This is a genomic window from Turicibacter sp., assembly GCF_017941855.1.
GTDB classification, from domain to species: domain Bacteria; phylum Bacillota_I; class Bacilli_A; order MOL361; family Turicibacteraceae; genus Turicibacter; species Turicibacter sanguinis.
In genome coordinates, this window is the sequence record NZ_JAGAVR010000032.1 from 48,193 (window position 1) to 65,448 (window position 17,256).

A 17,256-nucleotide genomic window follows, 5' to 3' on the forward strand; every position below is an offset into this window, starting at 1 on the left:
AGCACGATGAAATTACTAACTTTAAACTGTCATGCTTGGCAAGAAGAAAATCAAGTTGAAAAAATTAAATATTTAGCACAAGTCATCAAAGAGAAACAATATGATGTGATTGCTTTACAAGAAGTGAGTCAATTAATCAATCCAAACGATGAAAATAAAGTGAAGGCAGATAACTATGCTGTGGTTTTATTGAGTGAATTAATGAAACTCGGAATAACGGATTATCAATTTATCTGGGACTTTTCACACATTGGATTCGATGTATATGAAGAAGGATTAGCTATTTTAACACGTTATCACATTGAAAGAGCTCATTCATTCGTTGTCACACAAGCAAATGATGTGACAAATTATCGAACTCGTCGTATTGTTGCCATTGATTTTATATCTAATAATCAACCTGTGAGTGTATATTCTTGTCATTTAGGATGGTTCCATGATACAGAGGAACCATTTACTGGACAAGTCGATGAGTTAGTTTCTAGATTAAACAAAGAACGTTTAAATATTGTAGTCGGTGACTTTAATAATGATGCCAATTTATCTGGTGAAGGATATGATTATTTATTGAGTAAAGGCTTACTTGATACCTATCATCTTGCCTTAAAAAAAGATGAAGGAACAACAGTTGCAGGGAAAATTGATGGTTGGGAAGAGAATAAAAAAGGGTTACGTATAGACTTAGTCTTAAGTGATAAGCCTGTGAATGTTTTATCTTCTCATGTTATTTTTAACGGAAGTCATAAAGATATCGTATCGGATCATTTTGGTGTTGAAGTTGAATTAAATATTTAAAAAGCGAAGCTTAGGCTTCGCTTTTTTTATTTTTTAGAGAAAATTGAAACATTTAAGATGGTTTTAAGGTTTTTATTTTATAATCAATCTTGTTAAAAACATCACAGATGAAGGAGGGGATAAAATGGCCATTACATCATTTAAACGATACGAAAAAAAGTTTATGTTAACTCAAGAGCAATTTAATCACTTGATGCCTAAATTAAAAGAATATATGAATGAAGATGAGCATAGTCAAGATGGTGGAACGTATCATATTTATAATATTTATTATGATAATGAAACACATGATGTGATCAGACATTCGATTTCAAAACCTTATTATAAAGAAAAATTAAGATTAAGAAGCTATCATGTGGTTCATCAACAAGAGGAAACTGTTTTTTTAGAATTAAAGAAAAAGATTGACGGTGTCGTAAATAAACGGCGAGTGGTTTTAAGTTTAGCTGAGAGTCAAGCTTTTTTAGAGCACGGAATCCGGCCTATGACGAAAAATTACATGGGAGAACAAGTATTAAACGAAATTGAATACTATCTCAAACAAAATCCTGTTCAACCAAAAGTTTATATTGCTTATGAACGATTTGCGTTATTTGGGAAGGATGATCGTTCCATCCGTATTACATTTGACTTTAATATTGTTTCAAGGCGTCATGATTTAAGTTTGCAAAAAGATAATTACGGAGAGAAAATACTAAAAGAGGGGATGTACTTGATGGAAGTTAAAATCTCAGATGCCATTCCGATTTGGTTGACACAAATTTTATCCGAATTATCAATTTATAACTCAAGTTTTTCAAAATATGGAAACGAATATCAAAAATATATAAAAGAAATAAATAATAGAAAAGGAAGTGTTCAAGTATGTTACAATCCATCTTATCGACAACAGGAGAATCCTTTACCCTTGTTAACGCCTTAATTATTATGTTAGCTTCAATTGTTTTAGGACTAGTTATCAGTTCAGTCTATTTATTTACACACCGAAAAGAAACCACACAACAAAGTTTTGTTATTACGCTTGTCATGTTACCAATTGTTATTTCTGTTATCATTTTACTGATTGGCAACAACGTTGCAAGAGCATTTAGTTTGGCTGGAGCCTTTTCTATTATTCGCTTTAGAAGTGCTCCAGGAGATGCGAAAGACATGTCTTATATCTTCTTTACCCTTGCAGTAGGATTAGCGTGTGGGATGGGGTATATTGGTTATGCGGCCCTCATTACAGTTGTGTTGTGTTTGTTAATGATGCTGTTATCTGTCTTCCAGTTTGGAAGATCTAAAACGACTCAATTGCAATTAAAAATAACGGTTCCTGAGCATTTAAACTATCAAGATTTATTTGATGAGGTATTAGAGAATTACACGACATCATATCGCTTAGAACGCGTCAGAACGCGTGAATTTGGAGCCTTATTTGAAGTGAGTTATCGAATTCAATTAAAGGATGTAAGTAAGCAAAAAGAATTTTTAGATTTAATTCGTTGTCGTAATGGTAACTTGAATGTTTCTTTAATTCTTTGTGATTTTGGAACGGATAGCTATTAAAAAAAGGTGAGGGAGATAATCTCCTTCACCTTTTTTAGTTAGTTGATGGGTCGAATAGATAGACGTTTAAATTTTGACGTCGATTATCCAGTGGATTTTTATTTAAGTGAGCGACACGATATCCTTTTTGACAATCTGTTAAGAATGAGTCTAAATAGATTCGTCCTGCTGGCGTATGAGCAATGGCATAGGGTTGACCATTTGAACGTTTTTGACAAATCCACGTATAATCAGATGTAATCACACGATCAAAGTCTTCGGCCGAAATTAAAGCTTTAGCTTCTACATTTCCATAACGATCTTTTAAAAACACCGCGATTACATCATTTTCTAATATTTCGTATTCATTAGGTTGAAATCGGTTGTAAATTTCTAAATTCGTTTTACGGTTATCTAAGACATCACCATTTAAATGACGAATAGGAGCATTTGGGCTTGTTCCTAAAATAACAGATTGTAACGAATATTTTTTATACTTTAATTTTCCTTTGACCATTTCTTCTGTTACAGCTTGAGCCAAATATTGATTGAAATCTTTATTCCACTCCGCAAACCAGTTTCCAAAGTGTTTAACTTTGTCTAAATCTTCTAAATCAAATAGGGCAGTTAATTCCTTTCCTTTTTTATTTAGAATAGTCATTTTGATAACTTCATTTTCAATATTGAATTGATTAGGAACTGTCTTGTAATCTTGAAACATAATTTTTCACCTTATTCTAGTTAGTCTTTTTGAATTATAACAAAAGATTGCAAAGAATACTACTAAATTTCAAAAGAAAAAAGGAGTGAGTAATCTCAGCTCCTTTTTTTATATCATTATTTTGCTAATGCTTCTTCGATTTCTGGAAGGTAAGAACCAACTTTGATTGATACTCCAGTTACAGCATCAGTGTGTCCATCTTCATCAGATAATGTTACTTTTGATAAATCGAAGTTATTAGCAACGATGAATTCTTGTAATAAATCCATTTGCTCATGGAATTGTAATTCTCCACCCATTACATAAGTTCCAGCTTCAGAAGCTTCACGTTTAGAAGATCCATCTGCTTGGATTACATCAACAGTTAAGTCAACAGGATTTCCGTTTTCGAAAGTTACTGCTACTACATCTGATCCTTCTTCACCTTTGAATTCAACAGTTTTTACACCTGTAAATTCATTGTTTTCAATGCTCGTCATTAATTCTTGAACTAATTCTAAGTAACGACCAGCTTTGAATGATACACCTGTAATAGAATCAGTGTGTCCATCTTCATCAGTTAAGTTGATTGCAGTTACATCAAAGTTATTTTCAGCTAAGAATGCTTCTACAGCATCGATTTGCTCATGCCATTGTAAAGCTCCTTCTTCTTGGCTCATTACATATTCACCAGAAGCAGCTAATTCGCTTTTTAATGTTCCATCTTCTAAAATAACATCGATGTTTACTGAAGTTGGTTGTCCATTTTCATAAGTCATTGATACTGTTACAACATCAGTTTTTTCTCCAGTTGTATCGTATAAAGCTTCTAACGTATACGTCTCAACTTTTTGAGCTTCTACTTCTGCCTCTTCAGTTGTTTCTTCAACTGCTGGAGTTTCAGTTGTTGTTTCTTCAACTGCTGGAGTTTCTGGAATTGTTTGTACTGGTGCTTCATTTGAACAAGCTCCTAAGAATAATACTGCTGATGCTAATGCGATTAAAAGTTTACCTTTTAACATGTCTTTTACCCCCTATAGGTTATGTTTCTGAAATACAAGGTATATTCTAGCAATATATAAAAAATTACACAAGTCTTTTTTTGTGTTTTTTTGAACAATATGAGTCGAAATTATTTTTTTTATGAATATTATATCCATTTTATAGTAAAAAAACTAAAAATTATTAAATAAATATGGTATTTATTGTATTATAATCGTTTTTCTTTGTTAATAATTTAGAAATATCATGTAAAACGTAAATCAGTCATAAAGTGAGTACGAAAAAATCTGACTCATCAGAGGTAGATTTTATGAATTAATAAAAAGTATCCTTATTATATGTGTTAACTAAAAATAAAGAGCTATAAGTAAAGGTAGGTGGGGGGGGATTTACTAAAAGAATTGAAATTCAAATGGATTGCATTTTTTGACAAATATAATAATATATCATGATATGATAGGTGTATAAAACGTTATCATAAGGGGGATTGTCATGAGAAATTATTATCTTGTCTTAGAGTTGTTACCGGTTTGTGGGTTTATCTACGCACATTATTGTGAGAAACATCATTCTAATTATCCAAATACATCGAAGGGGTATCCAAACAAGCGGATTAAAAAGAGCAGACAAGGGTGGGAAGTTGGAAATCAAATAATGGCACAAGCAATTAAATCAGTCACCACCATCATGATTTTATTAAATGTCATCTTCTTTTTTATGAATGTCTTAAATTATGGTTTTGCAACTCTATTAAATCTGTTAATGATTGGAATTGGAATTTATACAGGGGAAAAACAATTACGTGTTTGTATCAATGAAAAAGGAATCGTGATGGCGACACCAAAAGTGAAAGTTAAACGATATTTACTGCCTAAATTGACAAGAAAATGATGAAAACTGTAATCGTTTACGGATAAGCAATTGCTTATTAAAAAGTAATTATATGGTAAAATAGCAACGTAGAAACGATTCAATTAAGAGGGGAATGACGTTTGTGACAAAATTAGATCGTAAATGGTGGAAGGAAGCCGTTGGATATCAAATCTACCCAAAAAGTTTTTGTGATTCAAATGGGGACGGAATTGGAGATATTAATGGAATCACAAGTAAGTTAGATTATTTAAATGAACTTGGAGTTAATTTACTTTGGCTTTGTCCAATTTATAAATCACCAATGGATGATAATGGATATGATGTTTCAGATTACTATGATATTGCAAAAGAATTTGGAACAATGGAAGATTTTAAAACATTATTGTCTGAAGCTAAAAAACGTGAGATAAAAATCGTGATGGACTTAGTGCTTAACCATACAAGTGATGAGCACCCTTGGTTTATTGAAGCAAGACAATCAACAGATAATCCTTATCGCGATTATTATATTTGGCAAAAAGGAAAGATAAATGAAGCGGGAGAAGAGATTGAGCCGACAAATTGGGCTTCATTTTTCACTCCATCATGTTGGGAAAAAGATGAACAAACAGGCGAATATTTTATGCATATTTTCTCTAAGAAAATGCCGGATTTAAATTGGGCGAATGAAAATATGCGAAAAAAACTGTTTGAAATGGTGAAATGGTGGTTAGATCTTGGGATTGACGGATTCCGTGTCGATGCTGTTGCCCACATTGACCGCGATTTTACGTTTACTGATTCAACCCTTAAAGGAAATGGAAAGTATGTTGAAGATTGGTCTAAATTTTCAAATCTTCCAAAAGTTCATGATTATTTAAAAGAATTAAACCGTGAGGTCTTATCTAAATATGATATTTTTACGGTAGGAGAAGTTGGCGGAGGGGCCGATGTCCTAGAAGCGTTAAAATATGCAGGTGAAGATTCAAATGAATTAAACATGGTATTCACGTTTGATCATTGTTGGTTGAATAGTGGGTTTGATTCTTTAGATGAAAAGTGGAATGGGAATACGGACTTAGTTGAATTGAAAAAAGTCTTTAAAAAATGGCAAACCGGTCTTTATTCAAAAGCATGGAATCCATTATATTGGCTAAACCATGATCATCCACGTGTCATGTCACAATATGGAGATCCGACTCATTATCATAAAGAATCAGGTAAAATGTTAGCGACCTCTTTATTGATGATGTGGGGAACACCATTTTTATACAATGGTGAAGAAATTGGGATGACTAATGCCAACTATACTAACTTTGAAGACTATCGTGATGTCTCAACGATTGAAAAAATTAACCGTTTGTTGCAAGACGGTTATCCAGAAGATCTCATTCGTCGATATATTGGGGTTACTTCACGCGATAATGCTAGAACACCAATGCAATGGAATTCAAGCGAAAATGCTGGGTTTACAAGTGGAGAACCTTGGATTAAAGTCAACTCAAATTATGCTACAATAAATGTTGAGGCACAATTAAACGATGAGGATTCTATTTTTAATCACTATAAAAAATTGATTCATTTGCGCCGACATAGTGAGTATAAAGATGTCATTGTTTATGGAGATTATGAACTTTTAAGTGAAAATCATCCAAATGTTTATGCCTATACACGAACACTAGATCATCAAAAATTATTAATTGTCTCAAATTTTTTTGCAAAACCAGCAATCGCTTGTTTAAAGCAATTAAGGGCAAAACAAATCATCTTATCTAACTATGAAGATTCATCTCTTTCATTAGATTGCTTAATGTTAAGACCCTTTGAATCAATTGTGTTTGAATTAGAGTAATCAAAGTGCTACTTACTTTATCTTTTCTTAAGATCAAGTAAGTAGCTTTTTTCAATGCATAAGATATCCTAATCACGCATCAAACAAGATTAAAGCTCTCATTACTATTCAATCTTACTGAATCAAAAAGTTGAGAAGTGATCAGCCAATCATTGGCAGGGAATACGATAGAAAACGGGACTTAGAGGACTGTGTATTTATTTTTTTAAATATGTGATAATTGTATAAAAAACGAAAACACTTTCAATTAACTCGAAATTTAAGCGAATTTTTGTTAGAATAATAGAGAGGTTTGGTAAAAAGGGGAAATGGAAAATGGCTGAAAAAAAAGTAGACTTAAAAACAATGACGCGAAAAGAAAAAAAAGATTATATTTGGTATTACTATAAAAGCCACATGATGATGGGGTTATTTGCAGTGGTATTAGTCGGAAGTTTAATTTACGATGTCATGACAAAAGATAAAATTATTTTTTCACTGACTTTGTTTGGAGAAGCAGAGTCGGGCGTGCAAATCGAAGAAATTCAACAAGATTTAACACAATTAGTGGCGCCAGAAGCAACAAAGAAAGAAAAAGTATTGGTTCAATTTTATGGGTTGAATGAAGTGGAGACATCATTTGATGAGATGACCGATTTATATCAACAAAAGATGATCTCACAAATCGCAGCTCAAGAATTAGATTTAGTCATTATGGGGGAGAGTGATTTTGGCTTTTATGCAGAGGAGAAGATGTTTGAAGCTTTAAATGAAATATCAGGGATTGATTGGAATTTAGTTGAGGAAACACAACTAATCAAAGATGAACAAACTGATTTAGTTTATGGTATTAAAATGGCTGGAAGCCAACTTTTAAATCGTATTAATTATGACACGAATGGAAAAGTATTGGCTTTAATTAATAATTCACTCAATAAGGAAATGGCGGTGGATGTCATTAATCAATTATTGTCTGAATAAGAAAGAGAAGGAAGAGAATGGATTGGCTACAACTCCTTTTATTTGGATTCATCTTATTGTATTTATTAATGAAAGTAATTCAAACTAAGTCACTCAAAACAACAATGATTTTAATCACGGGTGTTTTGGTGATAGGTTGTAAGTTATTTTTACAGCAACTCGATTCGATGCTCTTGCGCCAACTGTTGGCAAGTTTAACATTCATTTTATGTTTAATTAGTGGGTGGCTGATTATAAAAAGACCTCAATGACTGGATGGGATTGAGGTTTTTTTATACGACAAGGACAAAACAACGTGCTCGTTTTTTTGAATTTCATAATTTATAGTAGGATTAAAAAATCCGAGGCCCAAAAGAAAGGTCGTATCGTCCATAATGAAGCAATGGTTAGAGTTTTTAAAGTTAAGAATTCATAATTACGGTTTTTGGATTTCTATCTTTTCATTAGTTGTTCTTGTTTTACAAACATTCGAGATTCCGATATTCCCTCATTATGATTTGATTGTCAACATTATTTTATTGCTCCTATTAGTCTTCGGGATTATCAATAATCCAACCACGACTAATAAATGGTTTGGAGATGATAAAAAAGAACATGAAATGCTAAATCAAATAGAGGATACTTTAAAAGAACTTAAAAATGAGGATCAAGAAAAGAATGATAGCTTTTAGTCTTTAAACTTTAGGCGAAAGCATATATGTTTCCATCATTTGTGAATAAGATACAGTAGAGCAGAGATTGTAGTAAAAGTTAAAGTAGGATAAGAACTTGTGATTTGATATCTCTAATTCGAGGTGAGGGAAAATGCTTAATCGAGGTAAAGATGGTTGGAATAAAGGCATGCTTCAAAAAGAAACAAAAACATCCTCTAGTGTCAGAAATACAAAAAAAACGCCTCTTCAACAGTTTGATGTTGCGGCTTTCTTTGAAGAAAATCTTTATGACATCATTGATTTAGAAGAAAATCGTTCCGGTGTTAAAGAATTCGAAGATGCTGTAAAGAAAGAAGAGTAAAATGAGTGAACTTCCACGGTTAGTCAATAGTAAAGATATTTCAAGAGGAAAAATCTTTTATGTTGCATTGCCTTATACACAAGGAAGACCATTTAGATTCATCGAAAAAGATGAACAACATTCAAAAATGTATCGAATTATCGAGAAAGAGGATGGCTTTCAAGGGAAATCTGAACCCCAAACAGGGAAACGACGATCAGAAAGCCTTGAAATTGTAACAGGAATCAAGTTAAGACCATGTATTGTGATTCAAAAAGATCAGTACAATCATAATGAAAAATACCCATTTGTTGTCATATTACCCATTGCGACACTCTCTGAAGATCATAAAAAAAAACCTATCTTTAAACGATTAATTGAACGTAATGATTTAGATCAATTTTATTATTTAGGAAATGATTGTTACATTACGGTTAATGATCCAAAAAGAGTTTATAAAAATACGCTCTTTTATGTAGAAGGTCATCTCAAAATTGATGAAAAAGAAATTGACATGGATGAGTTAATGATGCGCTTTGCAGAGTGTTTTGATGTGAAAAAGATTAGATAACATAGGGAAGAATGAGGAAAAGTAGAGGGTGAAAGCCTTCTACTTTTTGTATTTAGGGGTTCAAATCAAGTTTGCATAATTGAAAACTTTGACTTTTCCCTACTAGAGATGGTGACTTTTTTAAGAGTAGGGGAGTATTCGGACGATTTTACTCCCCCTTTGGTGAGATGCTTCCTTTAGAGGATTCATCCTAAAAAGTTTTATGAATTGAGACTGATTCAAGGACTGTAGATGTTCTGATGTTTTGCGTTCAAAGCAATTGTCAACTTCTAGGCAAACCTATGATGATTTCTATTTAGACGGATTAAAATAATCATAAAATTAATTTAATCACAGAGAAATCTCATGCACTTCTTCGATTTTCAGGTATAATAAAGTTATTTTAAGAAATAGGAGTTGAGTAACGTGTCAAAAGTGAAAACAAATGCAATCCGTTTACTTGATCAAAAAAAGATTTCGTATGAATTGTTAACTTATGAGGTCGATGATCAACTCGATGGAATAACGGTAGCGACTAAAATTAACTATCCAGTAGAAGTTGTTTATAAAACGTTGGTGACGAGAGGGAATAGTAAAAATATTTATGTTTTTGTGATTCCTGTAGCCACTGAACTGGATTTAAAAAAAGCGGCAAAAGTTGTGGCGGAAAAAAAACTTGAGATGATAGCAGTCAGTGAAATTAACGGATTAACGGGCTATATTCGAGGGGGATGTTCACCGGTAGGGATGAAAAAAGTTTACCCGACTGTGATTGATGTCACTGCACAACAGTTAGACTATTTTATTGTGAGTGGTGGGAAAATTGGATTACAAATGAAATTAAATCCAAAAGACTTAGAAAAAGTGATTACGCTTCGTTTTGAAAAGGTCACGATAGAGAAGGGAGACATCATGTGTTAATTTTATTAATTATTCTTAATCTCATCAGCTTTACATTAATGTATGTCGATAAACAAAAAGCAATCAAAGGAGAGTGGCGAATCAGCGAGAAAACTTTATTCTTGAGTGCCGCTTGCTTTGGGGCTTATGGAATGTGGTTAGGCATGAATCAATTTCACCATAAGACCAAACATGTAAATTTCAGAGTATTTATTCCACTATTAATGATCATTGAAAGTGTCATCTTGTTTGTACTGTATACGAAAGGGTGGTTTTAAAAAAGTTTTTGATGAAAATTTACTTTCATTTTTTAAAAAGTAGAAGGACATAATTCATTTCATACATCATTAAATATAAGTACTGTATTTTTTTAGAAGGCGTGGTCTTTCAATGTGTCTCTAAAGAAACCTATGAGATGAAACGTGTGTCGAACTCTTGTTAGAGACCCGATAAGGCTGTCTGTGTAGTCAGCAGTTGGATGTGTTTCATCAAGCAAGTGTCAAGCATTTGATAGAGAATGATCCCATCAATGATTTTAGGAAGAAATAAGTAGCAGACTAGGGCTTTTTTACCTAGTCTTTTTTTAAGCTATAGTTTAATAATGGGTGGATTTAAGAAAAAAGAAATAAATCTGTTTATTTCTTTTTTTCTTAAATTTGATGATGAACTGACTTCATTAAAGATTACATCGATTTTGTTTTGAGTTGTAAAGTCGACTTTTTTCTTTGTTTCATCATGAAAAGAGGAGTTTAAACATATGATTTAATAAATGAGAGGATAAGGAGAGAGAGGTATGTTAAAAGAGTTAAATCAAATAAAAAATCAGCGTTATGGATATGTTCGTGTTAAATTGTTGATTGATTATTGGGAACATCTCTCGCAAATTAAATCGGTTGAAGTAGGAACCATAATTTATAAGGGGCGGCAGTTAGAGTATGGTGTGCTTGCCAAAGGATGGAATCATCATGGAACTTATATTCAATTGCTGTATATTTTGAATTCCCCAAAAGATGAATACCACTTTTTAATTGGAAATGTGAAGGGTCCTGTAGAGGAGTATGAGGATTACCGATTAAAGATTGATGATGTAGTACCAATGAATGAATCTTTAATCGAGTATATTATTGATTTGAATCGATTATTATGAGGGATTTTTTTAAAATTAAACGTTAGTTTTCTACGTGTCATACCTTTAAAAATTTTTACAGAAGAACGTCATTAAAAACAGATTGATTTGAAGGCTGTTATGATGGGGTTCTTTTTTTACTGTATTTTAAATAAGTATAGATGATAAAAAATCATTGATACGATTAGTTAGTATGGATAAATTTTTAATTTTAATTGTAGATCAGCATTCTTATAAAGCAGAGATCTTTTAATCTACTCAGTGAAAGTTTTAGATTAATCATCTGTTTTTCATTCTCATTTAATAAGAATCAGAACGCAGGAAATGAGTTCTGATAGCTTTTTTATGGTGGCAAAGTTTTATTTTCTCTAGATCAGAGCAGGGAGCCTCACAAGTTTTTATTCTCTTTTTAATGGGTTAACCCCTGAATGATAAGATACCGTCGGACTAAAAGTTTTATAACTGTGACTCATTCTAAACATGCAGGTTCCCTATTGTTTTGCTTGTAAAAACTATTCTCTCTCAACTGCTTGGTAAAAAGGTCTCTATTTAGAGAGAGTAGAAATGAGGTTTATTTTTGAAGGAGAATGGGATGAATTTATTTTTTTAGATGCATTGTTTTTTTGAAATAAGGAGATCACACTAACGCAAAATGAAGAGAAATTCATATTTTATATTATACGAGATTCCATAAGAGGAAGTGCTTAAACGTGAACGAAAATCACATCGATAAACGGTCAACGAATTTAAAATGTAAACCACCTTATATTGATCCCTCAAATCCTGATAGTATCCCAAAATATATTGATCGACTCCCTATTCCCAAAAAAGCAGCACGTGAAATTTGTACTGAAACATATGATGCATACCGTATCACTATGAAGGAAGCGTTTCATACCTTCCATTCCTATTTTCCTAAAACGAAAGTTTGGGGATATAATGGAAAATATCCGGGTCCAACCATCGAGGCATTTAAAGATAGAATAACTTATATACGCTGGGAAAATAAATTGCCTGAAAAACATATCCTTCCCTATGATTACATGCTTCATGGGACCATAGATACACCTGAAGTTAAAACAGTTGTTCATGTTCATGGTGCTCATGTAGAGCCTGAAAGTGATGGCCATCCGGAAGCCTGGTTTACTCAAGATTATGCGCTTAGAGGACCACACTTCACTAAGAGGGTATATCAATATACCAATCATCAACCTTCTACAATGTTGTGGTATCATGATCATGCCATGGGAAGTACGAGATTAAATGTATATGCTGGCTTGGCAGGATTATATCTGATTAGAGATGAATTAGAAGAAAGGTTAAATTTACCGAAAGGTGCGTTTGAAATTCCAATTATCATCCAAGATAAATCGTTTAATCCAGATGGATCATTGTTATATCCTGAACCATTGATTAATCCAGATCCACCTGCTCCCATTACTGGATTTTTAGGTAATACTATTGTAGTTAATGGAAAGATTTGGCCATGTTTAGAAGTAGAGCCTCGTAAATATCGTTTGAGATTTCTGAATGCATCTAATGAAAGAAATTATGATTTAAGCTTTTCTAATGATGCCTCTTTTTATCAAATAGGAACTGATGGAGGATTTATAAAAGAAACGAATGAAATCAAATCTTTTAAAATTTTCCCTGCTGAAAGAATCGATACCATTGTAGATTTTTCAGACTATAAAGGTAAAACGATTATTTTAAAAAATAACGGAGATGACGTAGATTCCAATACGGCCGTTATTATGCAATTTAAAGTTTCCTCTAAACGTTCAAAACCCGATACTAGTGAGATTCCAACGAGACTTAATCCTTATGACCATTTAACTGTAACAGATGCTGTTACTACTCGAACTTTAAGACTTGGAGCGAAGACTGATTCAAATGGAAATTTGATGCTTGATCCGGATGGGAGACTGATACTTGTTTTAAATAATCGAATGTGGCATGAACCAACGACTGAGATTGTTAAAAGTGACACAATAGAAGTTTGGAATATAATTAATCCAACACCAGTTACACATCCGATTCATATCCACTTAGTTCAATTTCAAATATTATCTAGAACGTCGATTGAAACAGGAGAAGAACTTCCAATTCACTCGTATGAACAAGGATTTAAAGATACGGTTGAAGTACCTTCTGGAACCATTACAAGTGTTGCGATGCATTTTACTGGATTTACGGGTGAATACGTCTGGCATTGTCATTTGTTAGAACATGAAGATCACGATATGATGAGACCTTTACGTGTTATTGAAGGGAGCTTACCCAGTAGAGAAAATCCTATAGTATAACGTAGGGGTTCACATGATTTGTCCTATTGATTCATTTAACGATGATTTACTAAAAGATAAATTCAAAACTAATGGTTTAAAGAGAATAAGAAAACAAGCAAATGATCGACTGAAGTCCGAAATGATTTCACTCATTTTTTTTCTCTACTACTATTGATGAGAAATTAGGGACTCATCACTTAGGCATATAAAGCCAATTTAAATTTTAAACCTTAAGAGATTATGATAGGACGATCTCAATGTCATTAGGATATTTTTTTATTGTGAAGTTATATAGGATTGAGTAAAATGAATGAAGGTAATTCAAAAGGTAGGGGAGTTTTTATGCATTATGTCTATATTGTAGAATGTTCTGATCAAACTTTATATACGGGGTATGCAAAAGATGTCTTTAAAAGATTACATGAACATAATCATACAAAAGCAGGCGCAAAATACACTCGAAGTCGACGTCCAGTAGAGCTAAGATATATCGAAAACTTTAATTCTCGATCTGAGGCGTGTAAAAGGGAAAGTGAAATTAAAAGGTTAAAACGTGAAGAAAAATTAGAATTAATCAAAGAGTATATGGAAAAGGAGTCAATAAATTCATATTGACAAGCGTCATCTTTTTATTTATACTATAACTAATAATCATTACTATTATAAATATTGGATAGATTTGTTTAATTCACAAATATAAGTTATAAGTATCTAAAATAGATGACAAAGTTAGGTGATAATTATGAAGTATTCAAAACAGCGAGAAATGATCTTTAATTGTATTAAAGAAAATCCTATGCATTTAACGGCAGATGCCATTTATGAAATGTTAAAAAAAGATAATCCAAATTTAAGTCTTGGAACGGTTTATCGTAATCTTTCTCAATTAGCTGAGCATAATATGATTCAAAAGGTAAGTATCGCAGGGTATCCGGATCGTTTTGATGGAACGCTACAAGATCACTTTCACTTTTTATGTTTAGAGTGTGGCGATATTCAAGATATTTTTATTGATGAATTATTTGATGTGGCAAAGGTAGTAGAAAACCAGGAAAATGTTCAAGTTCAATCATTTGATATGTCATTTAAAGGAATTTGTAGTAAATGTAAGGGACATAAAGTTAATTAAGGATAAAAAATTCGTCAGACTCGTGACGAATTTTTTTGTTTTTGGATAGAAAATGATAACCAGTCATATCAAAAATGGATAAATTCAACTAAGATATGGATTTTTTTTAGCTCTTTTTATAGATTTAAATCTAACGCTTGAGTGAAGATATTTTTCAAGGTATATTGTAATTGTGAAACGTAATTTCAAATTAAAACGCGTTTAAATGGAAATCAAATGTTGATCATAATGGACGAGTAAAAGATTAGCATTTGATTCTTTTATCGCTAACTTTGTAACCGTTAACATTAGGGGAGGGGATTGAATTGAGTAGTAAGATAACCAGTATCATGCAAACACATTCAAGTGGATTTACAAAATCTGAAATCAAAATATGTCACTACATCAATTCACATCGAGAATCTGTGATGTATCTATCGATTACGGAATTAGCGGAGTTAATCGGGGTCGGAGAGGCAACCATTCTACGCTTCTGTCGTAAGATAGGTTACAAAGGGTATCAAGATTTTAAGTTAGCTATGGCAAAAGAACCTGCTTTAAATTCCATTGAAAATCACGAACTATCATATATTGATAAACTCTACGAAATGATGATTAAATCATTAGAGAATACTAAACATTTATTGGATGATCTGGAAATTAAACATGGATGTGCTCTCATCGAACAGACGAACAATGTTTATGTATATGGTGTTGGATCTTCAGGGCTTAGTGCTCGGGAAGCCAGTAGCAAATTTTTAAGGGTTGGGAAACATATCGAGGCTATTACAGACTCACATTTTCAGGCCATTAATAGTGCAACCTTAAGCCAAGAAGATGTTGTCATTGCTATTACGATAACAGGTAGTACAATCGATTTATTAGACTCTGTCAAAATTGCAAAGGAAAGAGGCTGTAAAATTATTGCAATTACAAGCTATATTAAATCTCCCATTACTAAATATGCAGATGTTGTCTTACTTACTTCAGGAAAAGAAAATCCGTTAGAAGGTGGATCGTTATCCGCGAAAATGTCACAGTTATTTATGATTGAACTATTGTGCATCGGATATATGATAAATAATGCAAAAGTCTCAGAAGAAATGAAAAACTTAACGGCAGGCGCAGTGGCAAATAAATTAAATTAGTGGGTTGATTACTTAAATTAGGTTAGTCCAGCGATAACTTATTATCGTTGTGTTTAACAATAGATACCTATAGGGGGAATAGTCATGTTAAAGAAACGATTTTTATCGATGGTAACGTTATTAGCGCTTGGGACGCTAACCGTTGCTTGTGCACCAAAACTTGAACAACCAACGACAGATACATCAAATACCTCAACCGAGAGTACAAAACCAGAAACCTCGACCGAAACACCTAAAAATGAGGTAACAACCATTACGTTTTGGAATTTTCCAAACTTTGCAACCATTGATGACACCGTAGGAAAATACGAAGAAGAAATGATTGCAGCTTTTGAAGCTAAAAATCCAGACATTAAAGTCAATTTAGAAATCATTTCATTTAATGATGGACCAGCGAAAATTAATACAGCGATTGAAACCAATACTGCACCAGATGTTGTCTATGATGCACCAGGTCGTATTATTACTTGGGGAAATAACGGTGTTTTAGCCCCATTAAATGACATGTTTACAGAGGAGTTTAAAAATGATTTAGATCCAATGCTTTTAGATGCTGTACAAGGTCAAGATGATAATTATTATATGTATCCAATTAATACATCACCTTTTATGATGGCATTTAATAAAACGATGCTTGAAGAACTTGGGTTACTTGAGTTGTTACCATTAGATAATGAAACACGTGCCTGGACGGTTGCAGAGTATGAAACATTATTATCAGCATTAAAAGATGCTGGAAAAATTCCAGCGATTTTCTATGCAAAAAGTTCAGCGGGGGATCAAGGAACTCGTGCCTTCATTTCTAATCTTTATAACTCATGGATTACAAATGATGATTTAACAGCTTACCGTATCAATGATGAAGGTGGAGTTAAAGCCTTACAGTGGACGGTAGATGCGATTAAAAACGGATATTTAGTAAATGGTAGTGCGATGACATCAAGTGATGCGATTGACGAATTCGTAGCTGGACGTGCAGCAAGCACCATTTTATTCTCACCAGGATTACTAAATAACAATAAAGAGAAAATGGATTTTGAAGTCGTATTCGTTCCTTATCCAAATGAAAGTGGAGAACCCTCACTTGAATACTTAATTGGTGGTCCTTGTGTATTTAATAGTGGAGACAGTGCACGTATCGAGGCCGCAAAACGTTTTGTTGATTTCATGGCTAATGATGAAGAATGGGGTGTTAAAAATATTAAAGCGACTGGAACATTTGCCGCTCGAAAATCAATGACAGGATTATATGACGATGCAGAGTTACAGTACAATGCCTTAATGACGTCATATTACGGGACTTACTACAATACCATTAGTGGATATGATGAAATGAGAACTTTATGGTTCCCAGCTCTTCAAGACGCAATTAACGGTGGAGATGTTCAATCTGCTCTGGATCATTTCGCAGAACAGGCGAATACCACAATAAAATAAAAAAATGACGTAGCCTAA

The 17,256-nt window shown here is 32.8% G+C and carries 20 protein-coding genes; 18 read left to right on the forward strand and 2 right to left on the reverse strand.

Translation table 11 applies throughout. The features are described from left to right. Positions 1–6 precede the first annotated feature (6 nt). The 3 genes from J6D32_RS05015 (at position 7) to J6D32_RS05025 (ending at position 2,343) form a co-directional block, all read left to right on the forward strand. Positions 7–795 (forward strand): endonuclease/exonuclease/phosphatase family protein, encoded by a 789-nt coding sequence (locus J6D32_RS05015; protein ID WP_006785587.1) that lies wholly within the window; start codon positions 7–9, stop codon positions 793–795. A gap of 124 nt (positions 796–919) precedes the next feature. Beyond that, positions 920–1,717, forward strand: a complete 798-nt coding sequence (locus J6D32_RS05020; protein WP_006785588.1) for a polyphosphate polymerase domain-containing protein — start codon at positions 920–922, stop codon at positions 1,715–1,717. Continuing rightward, positions 1,660–2,343: a DUF4956 domain-containing protein gene (locus J6D32_RS05025; RefSeq protein WP_039930735.1), complete on the forward strand. Its 684-nt coding sequence runs from the start codon at positions 1,660–1,662 to the stop codon at positions 2,341–2,343. Before J6D32_RS05020 ends, J6D32_RS05025 begins: the two co-directional genes overlap by 58 nt. Positions 2,344–2,377: 34 nt before the next feature. Here J6D32_RS05025 and J6D32_RS05030 read toward each other — a convergent pair whose 3' ends face one another. Further along, complete coding sequence (locus J6D32_RS05030) at positions 2,378–3,043, reverse strand: hypothetical protein (protein WP_006785590.1); 666 nt, start codon at positions 3,041–3,043, stop codon at positions 2,378–2,380. Positions 3,044–3,159: 116 nt separating this feature from the next. After that, on the reverse strand, positions 3,160–4,044 hold the full coding sequence (locus J6D32_RS05035; RefSeq protein WP_006785591.1) for a hypothetical protein: 885 nt from the start codon (positions 4,042–4,044) through the stop codon (positions 3,160–3,162). A 472-nt stretch (positions 4,045–4,516) separates the two neighbouring features. Here J6D32_RS05035 and J6D32_RS05040 point away from each other — a divergent pair, with 472 nt between their 5' ends. From J6D32_RS05040 to J6D32_RS05110, 15 genes are all read left to right on the forward strand, one after another. Beyond that, complete coding sequence (locus tag J6D32_RS05040) at positions 4,517–4,915, forward strand: hypothetical protein (RefSeq protein ID WP_006785592.1); 399 nt, start codon at positions 4,517–4,519, stop codon at positions 4,913–4,915. A 94-nt stretch (positions 4,916–5,009) separates the two neighbouring features. Continuing rightward, positions 5,010–6,728, forward strand: a complete 1,719-nt coding sequence (locus J6D32_RS05045; protein WP_039930733.1) for a glycoside hydrolase family 13 protein — start codon at positions 5,010–5,012, stop codon at positions 6,726–6,728. 315 nt (positions 6,729–7,043) lie between these two features. Then, positions 7,044–7,688 (forward strand): hypothetical protein, encoded by a 645-nt coding sequence (locus J6D32_RS05050; protein ID WP_006785594.1) that lies wholly within the window; start codon positions 7,044–7,046, stop codon positions 7,686–7,688. A gap of 17 nt (positions 7,689–7,705) precedes the next feature. Continuing rightward, on the forward strand, positions 7,706–7,939 hold the full coding sequence (locus J6D32_RS05055; protein WP_006785595.1) for a hypothetical protein: 234 nt from the start codon (positions 7,706–7,708) through the stop codon (positions 7,937–7,939). Between the two features lie 123 nt (positions 7,940–8,062). Then, positions 8,063–8,359 carry a hypothetical protein gene (locus tag J6D32_RS05060; RefSeq protein WP_006785596.1) on the forward strand — a complete coding sequence of 99 codons (297 nt, stop codon included), beginning with the start codon at positions 8,063–8,065 and terminating at the stop codon, positions 8,357–8,359. Positions 8,360–8,492: 133 nt separating this feature from the next. After that, positions 8,493–8,702 (forward strand): hypothetical protein, encoded by a 210-nt coding sequence (locus J6D32_RS05065; protein WP_006785597.1) that lies wholly within the window; start codon positions 8,493–8,495, stop codon positions 8,700–8,702. Position 8,703: 1 nt separating this feature from the next. Then, complete coding sequence (locus J6D32_RS05070; RefSeq protein WP_006785598.1) at positions 8,704–9,252, forward strand: type II toxin-antitoxin system PemK/MazF family toxin; 549 nt, start codon at positions 8,704–8,706, stop codon at positions 9,250–9,252. 405 nt (positions 9,253–9,657) lie between these two features. Next, positions 9,658–10,152: a Cys-tRNA(Pro) deacylase gene (gene ybaK, locus J6D32_RS05075; protein WP_006785599.1), complete on the forward strand. Its 495-nt coding sequence runs from the start codon at positions 9,658–9,660 to the stop codon at positions 10,150–10,152. Then, positions 10,146–10,409 carry a DUF1294 domain-containing protein gene (locus tag J6D32_RS05080; RefSeq protein WP_009606476.1) on the forward strand — a complete coding sequence of 88 codons (264 nt, stop codon included), beginning with the start codon at positions 10,146–10,148 and terminating at the stop codon, positions 10,407–10,409. Before ybaK ends, J6D32_RS05080 begins: the two co-directional genes overlap by 7 nt. Before the next feature lie 515 nt (positions 10,410–10,924). After that, positions 10,925–11,278: a hypothetical protein gene (locus J6D32_RS05085; RefSeq protein ID WP_009606426.1), complete on the forward strand. Its 354-nt coding sequence runs from the start codon at positions 10,925–10,927 to the stop codon at positions 11,276–11,278. A 689-nt stretch (positions 11,279–11,967) separates the two neighbouring features. Next, a complete protein-coding gene (locus tag J6D32_RS05090; RefSeq protein ID WP_009606432.1) occupies positions 11,968–13,563 on the forward strand; it encodes a multicopper oxidase family protein in 1,596 nt (531 codons plus the stop codon). Between the two features lie 324 nt (positions 13,564–13,887). Then, complete coding sequence (locus J6D32_RS05095; protein ID WP_006785603.1) at positions 13,888–14,160, forward strand: GIY-YIG nuclease family protein; 273 nt, start codon at positions 13,888–13,890, stop codon at positions 14,158–14,160. Positions 14,161–14,287: 127 nt separating this feature from the next. Next, the gene (locus tag J6D32_RS05100; RefSeq protein WP_006785604.1) at positions 14,288–14,674 is read left to right on the forward strand and encodes a Fur family transcriptional regulator; all 387 of its coding nucleotides are present in this window, start codon (positions 14,288–14,290) and stop codon (positions 14,672–14,674) included. A gap of 305 nt (positions 14,675–14,979) precedes the next feature. After that, positions 14,980–15,801 (forward strand): MurR/RpiR family transcriptional regulator, encoded by an 822-nt coding sequence (locus J6D32_RS05105; RefSeq protein ID WP_006785605.1) that lies wholly within the window; start codon positions 14,980–14,982, stop codon positions 15,799–15,801. Positions 15,802–15,885: 84 nt separating this feature from the next. Continuing rightward, positions 15,886–17,238: an extracellular solute-binding protein gene (locus J6D32_RS05110; protein ID WP_006785606.1), complete on the forward strand. Its 1,353-nt coding sequence runs from the start codon at positions 15,886–15,888 to the stop codon at positions 17,236–17,238. The last annotated feature ends 18 nt before the right edge of the window (positions 17,239–17,256 follow it).